This window comes from Campylobacter concisus (genome assembly GCF_003048875.2).
Classification (GTDB): Bacteria; Campylobacterota; Campylobacteria; order Campylobacterales; family Campylobacteraceae; genus Campylobacter_A; species Campylobacter_A concisus_AU.
Map to the genome: position 1 here is coordinate 1102756 of NZ_CP049264.1, position 20316 is coordinate 1123071.

24 protein-coding genes are annotated in these 20316 nt (G+C 39.8%); 16 read left to right on the forward strand and 8 right to left on the reverse strand.

The genetic code is table 11. From position 1 onward, the window contains the following. The first annotated feature begins 10 nt into the window (after positions 1 to 10). The 3 genes from CVT07_RS05515 (at position 11) to CVT07_RS05525 (ending at position 3230) form a co-directional block, all read left to right on the forward strand. Positions 11 to 1096 (forward strand): pyridoxal-phosphate dependent enzyme, encoded by a 1086-nt coding sequence (locus CVT07_RS05515; protein ID WP_107935897.1) that lies wholly within the window; start codon positions 11 to 13, stop codon positions 1094 to 1096. A 163-nt stretch (positions 1097 to 1259) separates the two neighbouring features. Next, entirely contained in the window at positions 1260 to 2603 is a 1344-nt protein-coding gene (gene rho / locus CVT07_RS05520) for a transcription termination factor Rho (protein WP_002941811.1), read from the forward strand. 156 nt (positions 2604 to 2759) lie between these two features. Next, positions 2760 to 3230 carry a hypothetical protein gene (locus CVT07_RS05525; protein WP_107935895.1) on the forward strand — a complete coding sequence of 157 codons (471 nt, stop codon included), beginning with the start codon at positions 2760 to 2762 and terminating at the stop codon, positions 3228 to 3230. Between the two features lie 56 nt (positions 3231 to 3286). Here CVT07_RS05525 and CVT07_RS05530 read toward each other — a convergent pair whose 3' ends face one another. Further along, a complete protein-coding gene (locus tag CVT07_RS05530) occupies positions 3287 to 3499 on the reverse strand; it encodes a transcriptional regulator (protein WP_002941953.1) in 213 nt (70 codons plus the stop codon). A 159-nt stretch (positions 3500 to 3658) separates the two neighbouring features. Here CVT07_RS05530 and CVT07_RS05535 point away from each other — a divergent pair, with 159 nt between their 5' ends. Beyond that, the gene (locus tag CVT07_RS05535; protein WP_103644185.1) at positions 3659 to 4261 is read left to right on the forward strand and encodes an outer membrane beta-barrel protein; all 603 of its coding nucleotides are present in this window, start codon (positions 3659 to 3661) and stop codon (positions 4259 to 4261) included. 67 nt (positions 4262 to 4328) lie between these two features. On the opposite strand, the gene CVT07_RS05540 is transcribed toward CVT07_RS05535, so the two are convergent. Together CVT07_RS05540 and nusA are read right to left on the reverse strand one after the other, a co-directional pair. Next, positions 4329 to 4808 carry a GNAT family N-acetyltransferase gene (locus tag CVT07_RS05540; protein WP_103644186.1) on the reverse strand — a complete coding sequence of 160 codons (480 nt, stop codon included), beginning with the start codon at positions 4806 to 4808 and terminating at the stop codon, positions 4329 to 4331. Then, positions 4808 to 5911 carry a transcription termination factor NusA gene (nusA, locus tag CVT07_RS05545; RefSeq protein WP_103644187.1) on the reverse strand — a complete coding sequence of 368 codons (1104 nt, stop codon included), beginning with the start codon at positions 5909 to 5911 and terminating at the stop codon, positions 4808 to 4810. The genes CVT07_RS05540 and nusA overlap by 1 nt, the downstream gene beginning before the upstream one ends. 172 nt (positions 5912 to 6083) lie before the next feature. Here nusA and CVT07_RS05550 point away from each other — a divergent pair, with 172 nt between their 5' ends. The 8 genes from CVT07_RS05550 (at position 6084) to CVT07_RS05585 (ending at position 11430) form a co-directional block, all read left to right on the forward strand. Further along, entirely contained in the window at positions 6084 to 6326 is a 243-nt protein-coding gene (locus tag CVT07_RS05550; protein ID WP_002941786.1) for an HP0268 family nuclease, read from the forward strand. Further along, positions 6326 to 7627: a tRNA (N6-isopentenyl adenosine(37)-C2)-methylthiotransferase MiaB gene (gene miaB, locus CVT07_RS05555; RefSeq protein ID WP_107935893.1), complete on the forward strand. Its 1302-nt coding sequence runs from the start codon at positions 6326 to 6328 to the stop codon at positions 7625 to 7627. The genes CVT07_RS05550 and miaB overlap by 1 nt, the downstream gene beginning before the upstream one ends. Continuing rightward, positions 7608 to 8387: a lysophospholipid acyltransferase family protein gene (locus CVT07_RS05560; RefSeq protein WP_107935891.1), complete on the forward strand. Its 780-nt coding sequence runs from the start codon at positions 7608 to 7610 to the stop codon at positions 8385 to 8387. Before miaB ends, CVT07_RS05560 begins: the two co-directional genes overlap by 20 nt. Then, positions 8377 to 8823: a hypothetical protein gene (locus CVT07_RS05565; RefSeq protein WP_103650652.1), complete on the forward strand. Its 447-nt coding sequence runs from the start codon at positions 8377 to 8379 to the stop codon at positions 8821 to 8823. Before CVT07_RS05560 ends, CVT07_RS05565 begins: the two co-directional genes overlap by 11 nt. A 60-nt stretch (positions 8824 to 8883) precedes the next feature. Beyond that, entirely contained in the window at positions 8884 to 9888 is a 1005-nt protein-coding gene (locus CVT07_RS05570) for a hypothetical protein (protein ID WP_103650651.1), read from the forward strand. Beyond that, the gene (locus tag CVT07_RS05575) at positions 9885 to 10406 is read left to right on the forward strand and encodes a membrane protein (protein WP_002941847.1); all 522 of its coding nucleotides are present in this window, start codon (positions 9885 to 9887) and stop codon (positions 10404 to 10406) included. Before CVT07_RS05570 ends, CVT07_RS05575 begins: the two co-directional genes overlap by 4 nt. Further along, entirely contained in the window at positions 10399 to 10935 is a 537-nt protein-coding gene (locus tag CVT07_RS05580; protein WP_107935890.1) for a hypothetical protein, read from the forward strand. Before CVT07_RS05575 ends, CVT07_RS05580 begins: the two co-directional genes overlap by 8 nt. 240 nt (positions 10936 to 11175) lie before the next feature. Further along, positions 11176 to 11430 (forward strand): winged helix-turn-helix domain-containing protein, encoded by a 255-nt coding sequence (locus tag CVT07_RS05585; protein ID WP_230855686.1) that lies wholly within the window; start codon positions 11176 to 11178, stop codon positions 11428 to 11430. A 44-nt stretch (positions 11431 to 11474) separates the two neighbouring features. Here CVT07_RS05585 and CVT07_RS05590 read toward each other — a convergent pair whose 3' ends face one another. From CVT07_RS05590 to CVT07_RS05605, 4 genes are read right to left on the reverse strand one after another with little or no spacing between them, the layout of a single operon-like run. Continuing rightward, positions 11475 to 12098: a tetratricopeptide repeat protein gene (locus tag CVT07_RS05590; RefSeq protein WP_103620647.1), complete on the reverse strand. Its 624-nt coding sequence runs from the start codon at positions 12096 to 12098 to the stop codon at positions 11475 to 11477. A 12-nt stretch (positions 12099 to 12110) separates the two neighbouring features. Continuing rightward, positions 12111 to 12770 carry a tetratricopeptide repeat protein gene (locus CVT07_RS05595; RefSeq protein WP_002941997.1) on the reverse strand — a complete coding sequence of 220 codons (660 nt, stop codon included), beginning with the start codon at positions 12768 to 12770 and terminating at the stop codon, positions 12111 to 12113. A gap of 10 nt (positions 12771 to 12780) precedes the next feature. After that, positions 12781 to 14121, reverse strand: coding sequence for a dihydrolipoyl dehydrogenase family protein (locus tag CVT07_RS05600; protein WP_103572418.1), 1341 nt, complete (start codon positions 14119 to 14121; stop codon positions 12781 to 12783). Next, positions 14118 to 14435: a hypothetical protein gene (locus CVT07_RS05605; RefSeq protein WP_012139947.1), complete on the reverse strand. Its 318-nt coding sequence runs from the start codon at positions 14433 to 14435 to the stop codon at positions 14118 to 14120. Before CVT07_RS05605 ends, CVT07_RS05600 begins: the two co-directional genes overlap by 4 nt. 77 nt (positions 14436 to 14512) lie before the next feature. On the opposite strand from CVT07_RS05605, the gene CVT07_RS05610 reads away from it, so the two are divergent. Then, positions 14513 to 15064, forward strand: a complete 552-nt coding sequence (locus CVT07_RS05610; RefSeq protein ID WP_107847839.1) for a tetratricopeptide repeat protein — start codon at positions 14513 to 14515, stop codon at positions 15062 to 15064. Positions 15065 to 15085: 21 nt separating this feature from the next. Here the strand turns inward: CVT07_RS05610 and prfB are convergent, their stop codons facing one another. Next, complete coding sequence (gene prfB / locus CVT07_RS05615; protein WP_107935888.1) at positions 15086 to 16186, reverse strand: peptide chain release factor 2; 1101 nt, start codon at positions 16184 to 16186, stop codon at positions 15086 to 15088. Between the two features lie 120 nt (positions 16187 to 16306). Between prfB and panC the strand changes: the two genes are divergently transcribed. From panC to tilS, 3 genes are read left to right on the forward strand one after another with little or no spacing between them, the layout of a single operon-like run. Continuing rightward, complete coding sequence (gene panC / locus CVT07_RS05620) at positions 16307 to 17128, forward strand: pantoate--beta-alanine ligase (protein ID WP_107935886.1); 822 nt, start codon at positions 16307 to 16309, stop codon at positions 17126 to 17128. A 2-nt stretch (positions 17129 to 17130) separates the two neighbouring features. Continuing rightward, entirely contained in the window at positions 17131 to 18441 is a 1311-nt protein-coding gene (gene rimO, locus CVT07_RS05625) for a 30S ribosomal protein S12 methylthiotransferase RimO (RefSeq protein WP_107935885.1), read from the forward strand. Further along, on the forward strand, positions 18438 to 19430 hold the full coding sequence (tilS, locus tag CVT07_RS05630) for a tRNA lysidine(34) synthetase TilS (RefSeq protein WP_107935883.1): 993 nt from the start codon (positions 18438 to 18440) through the stop codon (positions 19428 to 19430). Before rimO ends, tilS begins: the two co-directional genes overlap by 4 nt. Positions 19431 to 20316 lie beyond the last annotated feature (886 nt).

The following is a 20316-nucleotide window of genomic DNA, read 5'->3' on the forward strand; positions in this document are numbered from 1 at the left end:
AGGAGCAAAAATGCCTAAATTTATCTGCTCAAAGTGCGACAAGAGCGCAGATTTTGAGACGCCTATTTTTGCGTGCGAGTGCGGTGGGCTATATGATCTGGAGTTTAAACCGGCCAAATTTGATCTAAATTTGATCGACCAGCGCGAGTTTAGCCTCTTTAGATACCGCGAGTTTTTCCCTATCAAAAATGAGCTTTGGCGCGATATCAGCCTTGGCGAAGGGCTAACAAAAAGCGTGAAATTTGATGACTCGCTCTACCTTAAAATGGACTATGCGATGCCAACGCTCTCTTTCAAGGATAGAGGCGCAGTGATGCTTATTTGGTTTTGTAAAACTCATGGCATCAAAAAGATCTTGCAAGATAGCAGCGGAAACGCTGGAAACTCGGTCGCCGCATACGCTGCTAGAGCTGGCATAGAGTGTGAAATTTACGTCCCAAAAGGCACGAGCGAGAAAAAGATAAAGATGCTTGAGTACTACGGCGCAAAGGCGGTTGTCTTTGACGGCACGCGCGACGAGACGGCAGATGCTTGCAGAAAAAGGGCAAAAGATGAGGGTATATTTTACGCAAACCACGTATTTAACCCGCTTTTTTATCAAGGCACTAAAACATATATATATGAAATTTACGAGCAGCTTGGCTTTGTCCCTGAAAATCTCTTTTTGCCAGTTGGCAACGGCACCTTGCTACTTGGCTGCGAGATAGCGCTAAATGAGCTATTTGAGGCTGGAGTGATCAAAAAACTACCTAAAATTTTCATCGTTCAAAGTGAAAAGTGCGCGCCATTTTTATGGGCAACAGGCGAGCCACGTGAGATCAAGCCAGAGCCAACTTTGGCTGAGGGCATAGCGATCGCAAAACCTGCTCGTGGCGCTGAGATATTAGCTAGCCGATATGCTGGCGAGCGCGAAGTGATCACGATAAAAGAAGAGGATATTGAACCAGCTAGAAATTTCCTAGCAAGCCGCGGTTTTTACGTCGAGCACACCACAGCAGCGATCTACGCGGCATACGAAAACTACGTAAAATCACACAAGATAGAGGGCAAAAGCATCATCTCGATGTGCGGCGCCGGACTAAAAAGCGAACACTGATTTAAATTTGCAGGTCATTTTGCCTGCAAATTTGCCTATTTTAGCGACTTTGGTTGTGGCATTTCTTGACAACAAAGTTTTATTTTTATAAAATGCCAAAACTTTCAAAAAACTTTTGAAGCCCAGAATTCTGCAATCTTATCCCCGCATTTAAAGAGGAAAAATGGAAAACAACAACCAAACCGAGCAAAGTGCTGCTCAAAACACAAAAACTACAAAAAAACATCAAGCATCAAGAACCCACGTACCAGTAGATGGACACAAGATCGAAGAGCTAAGAACGCTTAGCTTAGATGAGCTAGTGCAGATCGCAAATGGCGTTGGCGTCGAAAATCCACGCGAATTTCGCAGGCAGGATTTGATATTTGAGATACTAAAAACCCAGACAAAACAAGGCGGCTTTATACTATTTACTGGGATTTTGGAGATCACAAACGAGGGCTACGGCTTTTTAAGGGCTGTTGATGCAAATTTAAGCGACAGCTCAAACGACGCTTATGTTTCAAACTCTCAAATCCGCAAATTTGCACTTCGTGTGGGCGACATCATCACTGGCCAAGTAAGAGAGCCAAAAGATCAAGAAAAATACTACGCCCTTTTAAAGATCGAAGCGGTAAACTACATGCCTCTAGCAGACGCAAAAGAGAGGCCACTCTTTGATAACCTAACCCCACTTTTCCCAACTGAAAAGCTAAATTTAGAGTATGATCCGATGAAGCTAACAGGCCGTGTGCTCGACCTTTTCACGCCTATTGGCAAAGGTCAGCGTGGTCTCATCGTCGCACCTCCAAGAAGTGGTAAAACTGAGCTTATGAAAGAGCTAGCTCACGGCATCGCTAAAAACCACCCAGAAGCCCAGCTCATGGTGCTTCTAGTAGATGAGAGACCAGAAGAAGTTACCGATATGCAGCGCTGCGTAAAAGGCGAGGTATTTAGCTCGACATTTGACCTGCCAGCGCTTAATCACGTCCGCGTAGCGGAGCTAGTCATCGAAAAGGCAAAACGTCTAGTTGAGATGGGCAAAGATGTCATCATCTTGCTTGATAGTATAACCCGTCTAGCACGCGCCTACAACACAGTGACCCCGCCAAGTGGCAAGGTGCTAACAGGCGGTGTGGACGCAAACGCACTTCACAAGCCAAAACGCTTCTTTGGCGCAGCTAGAAACATCGAGCACGGCGGCTCTCTAACCATCATCGCAACAGCACTTATCGACACTGGCTCACGCATGGATGAAGTGATATTTGAAGAGTTTAAAGGCACTGGAAACAGCGAGATCGTGCTTGACCGTAACATCTCAGACCGCAGAATTTACCCAGCTATCAACGTGCTAAAATCAGGCACCAGAAAAGAAGAGCTACTTCAAAAGCCTGATGAGCTTCAAAAAATTTGGGCTATTCGCTCTGCGATAGCGACAATGGACGACGTCGAAGCGCTTAAATTCTTATATGCAAAAATGCTAAAAACAAAAGATAATAAAGAGCTTCTCTCTATCTTAAACGAGTAAATTTAACTGAGCTTGAAGCGCTTGCTTTGAGCTCAAATTTTTTTTGCATCAAATTTATCAACAAATCTTTCATAATTATACTAATTTAAAATTTTCAGTTTTATTTTTTTTTTTTTTGTAAAATCCGAATTTCTAACTTCTACAAAAAGGAAAAATATGAAAACAAAAGTCGTTCTTTCAGGCATTACAGCAACACTTGCTCTTGCTCTAACTGGATGTGGTGAGCCAACTACTTTGGCTGAAATTTGCAAAGCTGACATGGGAAGTATCAAGCACTTTAAAGGTGAAGTGAAAGTCTATAAAAGGGTAAGTTATACGACCAAATACGATATCATGACAAATAAATACGAGCTAAAAGAAGATGGAAAAGGTTATCTGATAGTAGATAAAGACACAAAGGTTAATCTAGATAAATTTAATGAAAAGGAATCTGATAGTTATGAGGTTATAAAAAATAGCATAGCACAAGGGACGCCTTATTATTATGGTGAGCAAAAATATGGCGAGATAGGTGACGAAAATGCGACAGAATTCTTAGCAACATTAGAAACGCTAAACCCAAGATGTATAAAAGGCGAGGAAATAAAACTAAGCCATAAAGATACAGAATTAACTCCGATAAAATAAAAAAAGGTGGTTCGCCACCTTTAAAACCTTACATTATCTCACTTTAATTTTATAAATCACTTACTAAATTTTTCTATGTCTTGATTGATTAAATTTTCATATTCACAAAGCTCGTTGCAAGTCTTTTTGCTCTGCTCGATAAGCTCATCAAATTTAAATCCAAGCATCACGATACGATAAAGGTTAGGCTTGTGTTTTCGCCAGTTGTAAAGCGTTGCGACATCAACGTCCAAATGATAAGCCATATCACGTTTTGTCATCTTAGCCACTTTACACTCCTTTTTTCGAGTGATTTTATAAATTTTATTCTGATAAGAAAACAATTGAATTATTTTATGTTTTTTATTAATTTCATTGAATATTTAAACTTTATTTAATATAAGAAAATTTAAAGTAGCCACGTAACATTTTTTAAATAAGGAGTAAAAATGAAAAATGTAGTTTTAAAAGTTGCTTTAGGTTTAAGCCTAGCTAGTGCCGCTGCTTTAGCGCAAGGAGCGTTTGTGGGAGTTGAAGGAGACTACTCTTTTGGATCAAAGCTTACTGTAAAAGGCGATGACGGCTCAAAGATCAAATTTAAAAAAGCACAACCAGGTCTTGGTCTAAAAGCTGGTTATGACTTTGACGTAGCTAGAGTTTATGGAGCTTACATATATGATTTTAAAGTTAAGAAAACAGCAAATGACGAAGATAAAAGCGTAGCTGAGTGGAAAACTCATAAATTTATAGTTGGAGCTGACTATACTCCAAGTGTGGCAAAAGATCTTAAACTAGTTCTTGGTGGCTACACTGGTTTTTCAAAACTTAAGCTAAGGGGTGGCGATGCTGAAAATCCGATGGAAAGTGCTAGCACAAACGGCTGGATACTTGGTGCAAAAGTTGGTGCCGAATACTCTATCAACGAAAACAATGCGGTTGAGTTTGGTCTAAAAGCTGATAGAACTGACTACGGCAAGATTAGTAAATTTGATTTTGTTGACACAAAAGAGACAAATGTCGGTCTTTATATGGGATATACATATAAATTTTAATAATTCGCAAGCTCAAATTTCAAAGCAAATTTGAGCTTTTAACTAACTGCCCTACTTTTAAAATAAGCTATAAATTTACCAGCTTTTCTAAATTTTCGCCGTCTAAGCGGTAGGTTCTCCACTCAAGAGATTGATTTTTAGCACCCATACTTTCATAAAATTTGATGCTTGGCTCATTCCAGTTTAGGCAGCACCACTCAAGCCTTTTTAAATTTTCATCCTTGCAAATTTGAGCTAGAAATTTAAAAAATGCCTTGCCGATACCTTGATTTCTAAACTCTTTTTTGACGTAGATGTCCTCAAGATACATTCCGCCAAGCCCTAAAAATGTAGAAAACGTGTAAAAATAGATAGCATATCCTATCACCCTGCCCTCACTCTCGCAGATAAGGGCTTTTGCGTGATTTTTATTAAAGATAGAGTCTGCGAAAATTTCATTTGTAAAAGTGACTTGATCGCTCATATTTTCATAGCTCGCAAGCTCTCTTACAAGCTCACAGATCACGTCTATATCGCCCTCAGTCGCTTTTCTTATTTGAAATTTCATTAGTTATCACCAAAGAGTGCTTTTAGATCCTTGACCATTCCGCCGTCACTATCGCTGCTGCTAGTTTTTGAGCCAAGCTCATTTAGCTCGATCTCATAGCCAGTTAGCATGCTTGCAAGGCGGATATTTATGCCATTTTTGCCGATCGCCTTACTCTTTTGCTCGCTCGCAAGTGTCACGATCGCCTTGTTTTCTTCGATCTTTACAGATGTGATGATAGCAGGTGCCATAGCGCGAGCTACCAAGATCGCTGGCTCGGTGGTGTATTCGATCGCATCGATGCTCTCGCCATGAAGCTCTTTGCTTACGGCATTTATCCTAACGCCCTTTGTGCCAACGGTTGCGCCGACTGGATCGATATTTGGAGTAGTTGAGATGAGCGCTACTTTTGCCCTTTCGCCAGGGATCCTCGCACTTCCTTGGATGATAATGCCGCCATCTTTTATCTCAGGCACCTCTGAAGTTAGCAGCGCTTCAAGAAATTTAGGCGAAGTCCTTGAAAGCTCGACCTTTATGCCTAGATTTTTATCTGTAAAAACTTTTCTAATGACCGCTTTTACCACGTCGCCTACTTTAAATTTCTCGCCTTTTATGCGGTTTTTACGTGGTAAGATGGCACGAAGCTCATCTATCTCGATAAAAGTGTTTTCGTCGTTATCGACTCTGACAACTGGCCCAAAGACCATGTGACCGCTCATTTCATTATATTTTTGTAAAATTTTCTCTTCGACTAGGCGCTGGATGTGATACTCAAGCTCCTTATGAAGCGTTTGGGCTGCGGTTCTTCCAAGGTTATCAAGGCTTAGTTCGTAAGTGAGCTCATCACCGATCTCTACGCCACTATCTATCTTTTTAGCCTCTTTTAAGCTTAAAAAGTGCTCGTTGTCTTCAGCAAGTCTCTCATCATCGTTTGCTACGATTGAAATTTTTTGATAAAGCTTTAAATTTTTATTTGCATCGATGCTCACGTCATATTCATAATTTTCGCCATAAACTCTTTTTGCAGTGTTTATCAAAGCTCTTATAACGCGCTCTTTTACATCTTCTATCTCTAAATTTTTCTCATTTGCAATTGACTCTATAATATCTGATATTCTTTCCATTTTTTCTCCATTGTGACGATAAATTTCGGGGATTTTTCGTGAAGTTTTGAAATTATACATAAGCCATACTTTTAATAACTTTAAGCTTGTTATTAACTTTTATTTAATCCTTTTTTTATGATGATTTGGGTATATTGACCGATTAAAATTTAAGATTTTGAAAGGATTAAAAATGGAGCTAAAACTTGCAAGAGCCGAATTAGACGCAAAACCAAAAACGATTTCACTAGAAAAGATAGAGGCAGCTGTCGAAAAAGAGGGTCAGAAAATTTTCTATTTTGATAAAGAAAACACGCACAAACAACTAATCGCCTTAGTCGAGCACTTTGAAGAAAAAGGGCTAAGCGTTTATCACAGAACCGTGAAATACGGGCTTGATGATAGCGATTATATGTATGAAGTGCATATACTTTAATGAGTAAAAAACTCTTTATCCAAACTCTAGGTTGTGCTATGAATGTTCGTGACAGCGAGCATATCATAGCCGAGCTCTCACAAAAAGAAGACTACTCCTTAACACAAAACATCGAAGAAGCTGATTTAATCCTTATAAATACCTGCTCGGTTCGTGAAAAGCCAGTTCATAAGCTCTTTAGCGAGGTTGGAGCCTTTGAAAAAGCCAAAAAAAGAGGTGCTAAAATAGGCGTTTGCGGCTGCACTGCAAGCCATTTGGGTAGTGAAATTTTCAAGCGCGCACCTTATGTTGATTTTGTCCTTGGCGCAAGAAATGTTAGCAAGATCACAAAGGCGGTAAATACGCCTAAATTTATCTCAACCGACATCAACCACGACGAGAGCGAATACGCATTTGGCGAATTTAGAGGCTCGCCATATAAAAGCCATATCAATATCTCGATTGGCTGCGATAAAAAATGCACCTACTGCATCGTCCCACATACTAGAGGCGATGAAATTTCTATCCCCTCAAGCCTCATCCTAAAAGAGGTAGAAAAGGCGGCAAAAAGCGGCGCAAAAGAGATATTTTTACTAGGGCAAAATGTCAATAACTACGGCAAAAGATTTTCAGGCGTACAAGAAAATATCGATTTTAGCGACCTTTTAGTAAAGATAAGCGAGATAGATGGCGTTGAGAGGATAAGATTTACAAGCCCACACCCACTTCACATGGATGATAAATTTCTTGAAATTTTCACAAATAACCCAAAAATTTGCAAGTCGATGCACATGCCACTTCAAAGCGGAAACACCAAAGTTTTGCGCGAGATGAAGCGCGGATACACAAAAGAGTGGTTTTTAGACCGCGCGCTAAGACTTAGAAAGATGTGCCCAGATGTGAGCATCTCAACTGACATCATCGTCGCATTTCCAGGCGAGAGCGATAGTGAGTTTGAAGATACGATGGACGTGCTTGAGCAAGTTAGATTTGAGCAAATTTTTAGCTTTAAGTATTCACCTCGTCCGCTTACAAAAGCAGCTACTTTTACAAATCAAATAGATGATAAAACCGCTTCAGAAAGGCTAACGCGCCTGCAAAATCGCCACAGCGAAATTTTAGACGAGATCGTGGTGGCGCAAAAAGGTAAAATTTTTGATGTATATTTTGAAGAGCTAAGGGCAAATGGCGGCGTTGCTGGGCGAAGTTTTAACAACTTTTTAGTTCAAGTTGATGGTAGCGAAGAGCTTCTTGGCACTACGCAAAAAGTAAAGATCACAAACCCAAAACGAATGGTTTTGTATGGCGAGCTGCAAATTTAAAAACACTCTTGAAAAGGTCGCCCTAAATGTTGGCGTCTTTTTCATCTACATTTTGATGTGGCTCATTTTTCTAACCTGCAAAAAGAGCTACACTCCAAATTTCTTGCCACAAAATGGCTGCGTCGTCGTCTTTTGGCACGGCAGGCTTAGCTTTATGAGCTTTGCTTATAGACGCTGGTGGAGCAGCCAAAACAGAAAACAAGGCAAGGTAATAATAAGCGACCACAAAGATGGCGAGCTAATCACCAGAATAATCAAATTTTTTGGCATCGACACCATTAGAGGTAGCAGCTCAAAAGGCGGTGCAAGGGCGCTCATAGAAGCCCTAAGAGAGATAAAGCAAGGCCACGACGTCATCATCACACCAGATGGCCCACGCGGACCAAGACACAGCGTAGCAGACGGAGCTGCGGTGATCGCGCAAAAGTCATCTTGCGAAATTTATGCTCTAAATTTCGAAGCAAACTCGTTTTGGGAATTTAAAAGCTGGGATAAGATGATACTTCCAAAGCCATTTTCAACTATAAATTTTAGCCTCTCAGCCCCTTTTAGCGTGGCAAATTTAGAGCAAAAAGAGGCAAAAGAGAAGATACAAAACGAGCTTTGGCAAGCCTCGCAAAATGACGGCGGCAAGAGTGCAAAGCAAAATAAAGAGGACTTTAGGTCAAATTTAAAAATTTGGTGGAAAAAATATGCGCATAAAAATCCGCAAATAAGCGATGAGATAAGAGAAATTTTGGACGAAATTTATGAAAAATAAAATTTCTATCTTTATAGCCATTTTTATAGTAGCTTTGTTTGGGCTCTTTTTTTACAGCGACAACTCCTACAAGCTCGCTCTTGAAGCGAAATTTTACTACCAGAGCAAAGAGTATGAAAAGGCTATAAATTTAAGCCAAAAAGCTCTTGATCTTGACGCATACAACAAGATGGCCGCCACCACGCTTAATCAAAGCAAGGCAGCTATGAAATTTAGCTCATACATAAAAAACGGCAAAGAGTATCTTGATCGCATCAAAAAAATGAGCCAAAATGGCGTCAGTAAGGCTGATAATGAGCGCATCAAAATGATGTGTGATGTGATGATAGAAGATTTTGAAAGCTTAAGAAATTCTGCACTGCTTGATGAGGAGCTAAAAAGTGAAGCTCTGAAGATGAAAGAGGCGTTTGCAAAACTAAAAAACGAGCTGTTTTAAACTTATTTAATCCCTTTTTAGCTAACATACCAAAAATAATGCACTAAATTTAGGAGAGTTATGTCTTTTAGCATCAAAAAGCTTTTTTCTAACCTTTTCTTAAGCGCCGTGATCGAGGGCAATGAGTGCGTTTTTTACGGTCAGGTCTTTAGAAATGGCAAGCTTATAAAAACCATAAATGCTAAATTTACAGACATAAGCATCGATAGTGTCGATGAAAAAGTTTTAAAATACATAGAGGAGCAAGAAAAGGCCTATTTTGGCGTCTATGTTTCGCTCTTTTTTAACGACGACTCGCAAGGTGCGCTGCCTACTGCTAACTTTGACGAGTACAAGAAATTTAACATCAACACGCAAAATTTAACCAGCCTTGTGATGCAAGATAGCTGGAGCATATATGCAAATTTAAACGCCATAAGAAGATATAAAAACCTCTTTGGGCAAGGCAGCGTCGATCTTATTTATTCGCCTATCGCCCTGCTCTTTCACGAGCTTTTAAAGCGTGGAATTTCACCTAAAACCACGCTATATCTCTACATCCACTCACACTCTTTTGCACTTGCGATATTTAAAGACAAGCAGATGAAGCTCTCGACGTTTTTAAATATGAACGACGCTGAAGAGGGCAACGAAGAGATCGAAAGCCTAAAAGAAGAGGATATAACAGACATCGACAATCTCATCGTCAAAGAAGAAGATGGCGCAACGGCGCTTGATGATTTTAAGAGTTTGGATGATTTCTTAAGCGATGATAAACCAAAAGAATTTGAAGATCTAAACTACGAGCTAAACATGCCAGCTTCGACCAATGTCGAGAAGTCAGTGGCGATCTTTGGACGCGATATGAAGATGTTTGACTACATCGCAAAAGCTATGAAAGAATTTTATGAAAATCCAATCTACGGCGGCGATTTTATCGAGCAGATCATCGTTTTTGAAAACACAAAAACAAGCGCAACCTTTTTACAATACCTGCAGTCTGAGCTATTTGTGGAGACATCAAGCTATCCGATCAATACAAATCACATCATGAATGAGATCATGCAAGAAGAGATAACACTATGAAATTTAGCTTCATCACTCCAGAACCAAGACCGCTTCTATCTATCTTTAGTAAGCTCTGGCTAAGCCTCATCGGCTTTGTCTTTGTGGTGCTTTTAGTGGCAAATTTCTTCATCGTTTATAAAAACTACTCAACCAAGAAAAATATAGAATTTCTAGCAAATGAGCAAAAAGAGCTTAGCCAAAAGATAGTCACTACGGATGAAATTTCAGCCAAGCTTGCTGTGCAGATAGACTCAGCAAACGACATCTTTACGTCAAATTCTATCCTAAAGCAAAGCTTGCACAACCTTTTTGACCTTGTGCCTGATAGCATCACGCTTGAAGAGGTCTTTATGGATAAAAACTCACTCATCATCCGCGGCATAACGCCCACAAAGGATGTCTTTAACCAGCTTTTAGCGTCGCCACTAAGGTCGATTTTCACCACGTCAAACACTAGCTTTTATCAGAGCAAAAACGGCTGGTACGGCTTTATAAGCACAAATAAGATTGATAATTCTGAGGGATATAATGAGTAAAAAAGATACGAGCTTAGAAAAAATCGACCCAGTAAAGCTTTTACTTTTTATATTTGCTTTTATCATAGTTTGCTTCATTATGATATTTGGCTTTATCGTTCCAAATATAAAAGAATTTAAAAGCCTCTCAAGACAAAACTACTCGCAAACCTCATCATACACGAAGGTAAAAAATGAATTTGAAGCTAAATTTAAAGCACTTGAGGCGACAAGACAAAAAGATGGCGCTATCATCTTGGCTTATGATACAGCTTTTGATAAGGATAAGTTTATAAATTTCGCATCGCAATTTTTTAGCGAAGTGAGCCTTAGCAAGATAGAAGAAGGTGAAAATAACGCAACTGAAAAGTTCTTTAGATACCGCCTAAATGTCACTAGTTCGCTTAAAACCCCGCAAAAATTTTATGACTTTTTAGATGCGCTTAGTAGCTATGACAGCATCATAAAAGCCGAATTTCCTATCATCATGAAGGGCGAAAACGACAAGATCCACACAACCTTTAACATAAAAGTTTTTGGGTTGAAGTAACCAAATTTAATAAATTTCTCCACATAAAATTTAAAACTGCACCGCTTCTTAGCAAATACTTGGATATAAAAAAGCTAGAGCCATCTCTGCTATAAGAGACTAAACAAGCTTTTACACGAAGGGCTGGCACAGAAATCAAGGTTGTAAAAACTATGTAAAGGGCTTCAAACCACAATCATAATGGCGACAAAAGATCTTTTTGAAAGCAGGATCAAATTTAAAGAAATTTACTAATACGATATGAAGAGCAAGCAGCTTTTCAAAAATGGTGAAGAGGTGCAGATGCCAAAAAATGAGGCAAAACTCTTCTTTTTGCTCGTGAGTAATATAGAAAAAGTTGTAAGTTACGAAGTGATCGAAAACTATGTCTGGGGTGAAAAATCGATGAGCAACGAAGCGCTTAGAATGACTATCAAAAAGATAAGGGCAAAAACTGACGCCGACCTCATCAAAAACATCTCAGGCGTGGGATATAGACTTAGCGGAGCAAATTAAATTTAACCTTGTGTAGCTTTTATAAATTTAAGCTACACAAATTTTTACTTTTTATCCACGCATTTGCCAAGTTGGCAGGCTCTTTTATAAAGTGCGTCTGCCTTTGTTTCATCGCCGCTTAGCTTTGCAAGCAAGAAGCACGACTGCGCATACTCAAGCTCGCAGCTCTTTGCCAAAAGCTTTAGCACCCTAGCCTCAGCCTTGGTTCTATCTATCTTATGAGTTTTTAAATTTTCGCTTTCGATGTAGGATTTTAGTCCCATTGCCTCGTTATAGCAGCCAACGCCGTCGCCACTATCGCAAGCTAGTTTATAAAGCTTTAGAGCCTTTTCGATATCTTTTTGCTCATCAACTAGCCCTTGCTCATAAATTTGACCTAAATTTGAGCAAGCAGTCGCAAGCCCAGCGTTGCAAGCCTTTTCATAGTAGCCTTTTGCCTTTACAAAGTCCTTTTCGTTGCTAAAATTTACAGCTAGGTTGTTGCAGTCGATGCTATTTCCGTTCTCGCAGTTTTGCACCATCTTCTCTTTTTCAAGCTCAAGACGCTCCGCCCTAGCCTCCTCATCACTTTGCCAAAAGCCAAAGCTAACCATCTTTTGCCACGACCAGCAGCCACTTAGCATAAAGCTAGCAACTACGATAAGCCCAAAATTTAAAACTTTTTTCACTTATTTTCCTACTTACATACCAAGCTTTGCGCCTAGTCTTTTCATCTGTGGGCACGCCTTGTTTAGACCGCGAAAGCAAGCGACTTTGTAAATCCCATAAGCTCTCTTTTCGTCTTTGTTCATACCAAGACCTAGCTCATACATCGCGCCGATATTTGCGCAGCTTGGCAGATCCCCAGCGTTGCAAGCGTTTGTGTAGGCCTCCATCGCTAGATAGTAGTCTTGTTTTACGATCTCGCCCTTGCGGTAGGCGTTTCCTAGGTGGTAGCAAGCTTGCACACCGCCACTGTTGCAGCTATCTTTGTAAATTTCGACCGCTTTTTTTGGGTCTTTTTTCACGCCAAGGCCGTTTTCATAGAGTGTGCCAAGGTTTGAGCAAGCAAGCTGCACCTTAGCATCGCAAGCCTTTTTGTAGTTTGCGTAGGCATTGTCATACTCTTTCATAAGCTCGAAATTTACACCCAAGTCATTGCAAGCTTCAGCATCGCCGCTCTCGCACTTTGGTGTTAAAAGATCGATGGCATTTTTTGAAATTTGCTCTTTGTTTTGCACCACCTTTTCGTCCTTTGGTTGCTGCCAAGAGTCATCTTGCTTTGGCGTCTCTCCGATGCCGATGACATTTAAGCAACCTGTAAAAAATAGAGCAGTTAAAAGTAGTAGATATTTTTTCATTTTTGTCCTTTTAGTATTGTCCAAACAAGTCATTTAGGGCTTCGCTGATGCTTGGATGAGTGAAAATTTGGTTTTTAAAGAAATTTGCATCTGCTTTTAAATTCATAGCGATCGCGATCTCATTTATGATCTCATTTGCGTAGATGCAGTGAAAGCTCGCCCCCAAAATCTCGCCACTACTAGCTTCAACGATCGCTTTTAGCATGCCCACATCGTGATTTAGCACCTTTGCTCCTGGCACTGCTGCCATGCTAAGCTTTAGCTCTTTGAAATTTAGCCCAAGCTTGCTAGCTTCTTTTGCATTTACGCCAACTCTTGCTAGTGGAGTGTCGGTAAATAGCACATTTGCATGGATGCTTCTGTTTTGTGTGGTGCGTTTTTTGTCGCCAAAAATTTGCGAGAAAACTATCCTAAAATCATCCAAACTAGTGTAGGTAAAAAGCTCTCCGCCGCGCACGTCGCCCACTGCGTAGATGTTTGACACATTTGTTTGAAGGCGCTCATTTGTCTTTATAAAGCCTTTTTCATTTAGCTCGACGCCAGCTGCTTTTAAATTTAGATCATCTAAATTTGCCACTCTGCCAAGCGCTACTAAGAACGCATCAGCCTTGATGATCCTATCTTCATTATCTTGTTTGAAATTTAGCGCATTATCTTTTAGGCTCTCTATCTCGCAGCCCTCTAAAATTTCGATGCCCTGCACGTTTAGCGCATCTTTTACGCTTTTAGCTATATCTTCATCCTCGTTTTTTAGAAGTGGTGAGCGTCCGACGATGGTCACTTTTGAGCCAAAATTTGCAAACATCGACGCAAACTCGATGCCGATGAAGCCGCTGCCAACGATGACAAGATGCTTTGGCATAGTCTTTAGATCAAGCAAGGTTTTGCTTGAAAAGACGTTTGAGTTTGTTATCTCAAATGGAGCATACGCCTCTTTTGAGCCAGTGTTTATGATGATAAACTCGCCTTCAACGACTTTTTGCTCGCCGTTTGAAGTTGTGACTAAGACGCTATTTTTATCTTTAAACGAGCCAACACCATCGATCACGTCGATATTTTCTTTATCATTTAGCATCGCGTAGTTTTTAGAATTTAAAGCTGAGATTAGCTTATTTTTGTTTTCGATGCTAAGCGTGTAATACTCGTTTTCAACGCTATTGTCTGCATATATCGCCTCTTTTGCAGCTGTGATTAGGCGTTTTGTCGGTATGCAGCCCACGTTTATGCAAGTGCCTCCATACATCTTTGGCGATCTCTCGATTAGCGCGACTTTTTTGCCAAGTGCAGCAGCCTTTACAGCTAGCGTCTTGCCAGCCTTACCAAATCCAATGATAACAATGTCATATTTCATTTAATTTTTCCTATTATGTAGTATGTAGTTTCGTTTATCTTTTTGATATCCATTTTGTATTTATTTGCCCAGCTTTTGATGATCTCATCAACACGCTCTTTTATCTCTTTGACGGTTGCGACGTTTTTTATCTTTAGCCTATCCTCGCTCCCGCTCATCGCTACAAAGCAAAGGTGTGGCTTTAGATGATCGTTTAGCTCGATCACACTCTTTGGCAAAAGGCCGTCAGTGTTGTTTAAAATTCTACGCATATGCTCAGTGGTCGTTTCATCTATGTTGTAACCAAGCTGTGTCAAAAGTGCGTTATGATCCATATCGTTCCTTTTTGCTTAAATTTGCGATCATTATAAGATAAAATTCGATAAAATCGCCTAAATTTTCAAGGACAAATATGAAAAAATTTATCATTTTTCTATTTAGCATTTTGCTATTTTGGGGCTGTTCAGCAGAGCAAATTTCGCAAAATTTAGGTCTTAGCGAGCCACCACTTGATCCTGAAGTCGAGCAGATAGCAGACGCCATCTATCTATATAACGAGGGCAACTACCCAAAGGCTTGTAAGAGATTTTACGACTACGCAAAAGATGGCAATGTCCTAGCCATGCAGCAAACTGGCGTTTGTTTTCGTGACGGCAAAGGCTTTAGTAAAGATATCTTAAGGGCACTTTTTTGGTTTGAGACAGCTGGCAGATACGGCAACATAGATGGTCTTAGAAGCGCTGGATATATCTACGAATACGGCCTTGGGGTCAATAAAAATTTAGAAAAAGCGATATATTTTTACGAAAAAGCCACAAGTCTTGGCTCAGGCGAGGCCAGCTACGATCTAGGACTTATCTACCTAGGTAAAAACGACTATAAAAAAGCTAGAATTTATCTTGATGAGGCTTGCTACCATGGCAAAGAAGAAGCCTGCACGAAGCTAAAAGAGATGAAATTTTAGCTCTCATCTCTTTAAAATTTACTACCCCTCAGCCTTTTGAGCGATCAAAACGCCCTCTATCATCTTTTTGATATCACCATCAAGTATCGCGTCAGTTTGCGAGTATGCCTCGCCACTGCGGTTGTCTTTTACCTGCTGGTATGGGAAAAGCACATATGATCTTATCTGATGCCCCCAGCCGATCTCGCTCTTTTCGACGCTGTTACTCGCCTCTTGCTGCTTCATCAGCTCAAGCTCGTAAAGGCGCGACTTTAGCATCTTCATCGCTGTGGCTCTGTTTTTGTGCTGACTGCGGTCATTTTGACACTGCACGACGATGCCAGTTGGTATATGCGTGATGCGGATGGCTGATTCAGTTTTATTTACGTGCTGACCGCCTGCGCCACTAGCCCTATAAGTGTCTATCTTTAGATCTTTCTCTTCGATCTCGATCTCTATATCATCATCTACTTCGGGACTCACCATGACGCTAGAAAAGCTTGTGTGACGGCGTCCTGCGCTATCAAATGGGCTTGTACGAACGAGCCTGTGGATGCCATTTTCTGCCTTGAAGTAACCATAAGCATTTTCGCCTTTTACGATAAAGCTCACATCCTTTAGTCCCGCCTCTTCGCCCTCTTGAAAGTCCAGAGTCTCGACCTTAAAGCCCTCACGCTCGCAAAATCTAAGATACATCCTATAAAGCATGCTCGCCCAGTCGTTGCTCTCAGTGCCACCAGCTCCTGGGTGTATCGATACGATCGCGTTTTTGCCGTCATCTTCGCCACTTAAAAGCATAGAAATTTCTAAATTTACTATTTTTTCATCTAAATTTTTAGCATCTTCAAAGAGAGAATTTATAGTCTCCTCGTCATTTTCAGAATTTGCTAACTCAAAGAGCTCCTTTGCGTCGCTAACTGCTTGGTGAGCGTCACTAAATTTAGCAAGCATATTTGAAATTTTTGTCTTTTCTTTGTTTAGTGCCCCAGCTTTAGCGATATCTTGCCAAAAGCTAGGGTCTTGCTCTATGGCCTCGATCTCTTTTAGCCTAGCCTTTATCTCGTCAGGCTTTACGATAGAGCCTATGTTTTCAACTTTTGTTTGTAGCTTCTTTAAAAGCTCGTTGTATTCGTAACTATCCAAGTTTTTCTCCATAAATTTTTGCCGATTTTAGCCAAAAGTTGCTTACATTTTTAAATTTACGCCCTTTTAATCCTTTTTTGTTACAATGCCAAGTTAAAATTTAGATAAAAAGAGTCAAATATGCAAATTATAAGAACTATAAAAGAGCTTGAAAATTTTGTCCAAAATGCAAGCGGCAAGATCGGTTTTGTCCCAACAATGGGCGCACTTCATGACGGACACGTTAGTCTCATTAAAAAATGTGTGAGCGAAAATGAGGTAAGCATCGTCTCAACTTTCGTAAATCCAACTCAATTTCTACCAGGCGAAGACCTAGAAAAATACCCAAGAAAAGAGCAAAGCGACATCCAAATTTGCGAGCAAAACGGCGTTAGCGCTATCTTTATCCCAGACGAAAAAGAGCTTTACTTTGAAGATGAGCCTCTCATCGTCGCTCCAAAGAAGCTTTCGACCATTTTAGAGGGCAAAACTAGACCTGGTCACTTTGACGGCGTCTTAAGAGTGCTAAACAAGCTATTTCGCCTAACTCGTGCGAATAGCGTCTATATGGGCAAAAAAGACACGCAACAACTAATCATCGTGCAAAATATGATAAAGACATTTTTCTTAAACATCGAGCTAGTAGCTTGCGATATCGTTAGAGAGCCAGACGGACTTGCGCTTTCAAGCAGAAATGTCTATATATGCGACGAAGATAAATGTAACGCACTAAGGCTTTCAAGGTCGCTAAATAAAGCGCAAAATTTGATCCAAAACGGCGAAGAAGACGCAAGTGAGATCAAAGCAAGCATGCTTGAGGTGCTAGAGCCACTAAAAGTTGATTACGTCGCGGTTACAGATAGAAATTTAAACGAAATTTCAAAGGTAGAAAAAGGCAACACAATAATCTTAGTAGCCGCCTATGTTGGCAAAACTAGGCTAATAGACAACATCTGGATCTAAAAATGCCAAAACTTCATCTAATCTCGCTTGGTTGTAATAAAAATTTAGTTGATTCTGAGATCATGCTGGGACGCTTGCAAAACTACGATATCACTGACGATATCAGCGACGCTGACGTCATCATAGTAAATACCTGCGGCTTTATCAAATCCGCCAAAGAAGAGAGCATCCAAACCATACTTGAGATGCATGAAGCCCGCAAAGATGGCTCTTTGCTGGTAGTGACTGGCTGTCTTATGCAGCGCTACAAAGATGAGCTCATAAAAGAACTGCCTGAAGTCGATCTCTTTACTGGCGTGGCTGATTATGACAAGGTCGATGAGATCATCTTAAAAAAGCAAAATTTATTTAGCCCGCAAACTTATCTGCAGGCAAACGAAGAGCGCGTGATAACTGGTTCAAACTACCACGCCTACATCAAAATTTCAGAGGGCTGTAATCAAAAATGTAGCTTTTGCGCGATACCGACATTTAAGGGCAAGCTAAAATCACGCTCGCTTGAAAACATCGTAAATGAGGTCAAAAATTTAGTCAAAAAAGGCTACTACGACTTTAGCTTTTTGTCCCAAGACTCAAGCTCATACATGCGCGATCAGGGCGTTAGCGACGGACTAATAAATTTAATAGACGAGATAGAAAAGATAGAAGGCGTAAGGAGTGCTAGGATACTTTACCTCTACCCAAGCACGACCAGTAGGGAGCTCATTTCGCGCATCATCGCCTCACCTATCTTTCATAACTACTTTGACATGCCCATCCAGCACATCAGCGAAAATATGCTAAAGATAATGAAGCGTGGAAGTGGTGCTAAAAAGATAAAAGAGCTTTTAAATTTAATGAGAAATGCCGAGAATTCGTTTTTGCGAACTGGTATCATCGTGGGACATCCAGGCGAGAGCGAGGAGGATTTTGAGGAGCTTTGCCAGTTTTTAGAAGAGTTTAAATTTGATAGAATTTCAGCCTTTGCCTACTCAAAAGAAGAAGACACTGCCTCTTTTGAAATGGAGCAAATCCCAGCAAAAATCATCTCAAAAAGGCTAAGCAAGATAGAAAAAATCACCAAAAAAGCGATAAATGAGAGCCTTCAAAAAGAGCTTGGTAAGCAAATTTACGCATCGCTTGAGGGCATTAGCAGCGAGGGCGAGATGTTTTACGCTGCCAAAAAAGATATCTGGGACAAAGATATAGACGGCGAAATTTTAATAAACGAAAGCGACGTAAAAGAGCTTGAGATCGGCTCGCTCTACCTTTGTGAGGTTAGCGACGTGGTTGATCAAAAACTAGTCGCCACCATCGTCAAAAAAGCAAAATGATAAGCCAAAATGTGCTTGATAGGCTAAGCTTGGGCGCAAACCTGCTTGCCTTCTCGCACGGCATCGATAGCACCGCACTTTTTTACATTCTACACGAGGCTGGGGTCAAGTTTGATCTAGCCATAGTCGATCACAACGCCAGAGAGCAGAGTAAAATTGAAGTTGAAAGCGCCAAAGAGCTTGCTAGTAAATTTGGTAAAAAAATCTACATAAAAAGCGTAAATTTAGGTAAATCAAATTTTGAAAAAAATGCGCGTGAGGCGAGGTATGAGTTTTTTGGTGAAATTTGCCAAAAATATGGCTATGAAAATTTGATCCTAGCGCATCAATTTGACGATAAATTTGAGTGGTTTTTGATGCAGCTTGGCAAGGGCGCTGGGCTAAAAGAGCTCTTTGGCATGAGCGAGCTTGAGAGAAGAGAGCACTTTTGGCTAGTTAGGCCGCTTTTAAATTTACGCAAAAAAGAGCTTCAAAACTACCTTGACGAGCGAGGCTTGCGCTATTTTGTCGATGAGACAAATTTAGATGGCAAGCTTAAAAGAAGCTTTGTAAGACTAAATTTTAGCGAGCCATTTTTGGACGAGTATTTTGGCGGCGTGAAAAAAAGCTTTGAGTTTTTGGAGGCTGATAGGCAAAATTTACTGCCAAATATTACAAAGATAGATGATAAAATTTTCATTATAAAAAATGATAGTAACGTGGTTCGGGGCGTCGATATGGCGGCAAAAGAGTTAAATGTGCTTTTAAGCAAGGCTCAAAAAGATGAACTAAATGCAAATTTAGCAAAGCAAACAAGCGTGGTGCTAAGTGGCAAGATCGCCGTTGGCTACGCTAATGAATACATCCTAGTGACACCATTTTGCAAAGCCGTAATGCCAAAAATCTTTAAAGAAAAAGCTAGAATTTTAAAACTCCCAGCGATAAATAGAGGCTATTTATTTACAAAGGGCGTTCAAATAGAAAATATTTCTAAATTTTTTAGTAGATAGAGTGTTTTAGGCTCTAAATTTAATCTGCTAAAGGCTAATTTAAACTTTTTATCACCAAATTTTCTACAACAATCTTAACAAGCCTGCAAAAATTTAAAATTTCTATCTGCAAATTTGATCTACAAAGGTCAAATTTAAAAGTAAATTTTGCTCCAACCCTTAAACTAGAGCACCAGCTAACATTGGTATTTAGAGAAAAACTGCAAATTTGGTTTTGGCTATTTTTCTCTGAGATAAACTGCTTTTGCATTTAAATTTAGAGTATAAAGGCAACAAATTTGACCCAAAAAGAGCAAATTTAAAGTTTCTAGTGGTTAAAACTACAAATTTGATCTGAAAAGTCAATTTTAAAGCCTTAAGCAGCAAATTTACTCAGGTTTTCAGGCAAATGTCCGCTTCAACCTTGTCAAATGTGGCACTAAACCTGCAAATTTTCTATACTAAAAGTTAAATTTATAGTCGGGTCGAGTAAATTTATTAAATACAATCACACCATTTGTGATATAAATTTTTCAAGCAACGAACCAAAAAACTCTAAATTTTATATATCAAATCCTTGTTGCCAGCCAACTATCAATTTTCAGCCTTAAATTTAAAATTCACAGCGGTCTTGCGGCTTTGAAATCGCGCATAGAAATTCGGCTTAACAATATTCATATTGCTTGCAAGCCATCAAACAAGATGATAAAACAAAAATTTGATATATGAAACTAAGTTTTATAAACGAGATAATGAATTTTGCAGCTCATTAAATTTAAGCTCAGTTATAAATTTTAGTCTTAGCTTATGTGGTTATCAATCTCTCTAGTAAAAGCTAAAGTTACGTATCACTAGAGTGCTAAAATATAAATTTGAAATTTTCAGCCAATAAGCATTTAAAAATTAA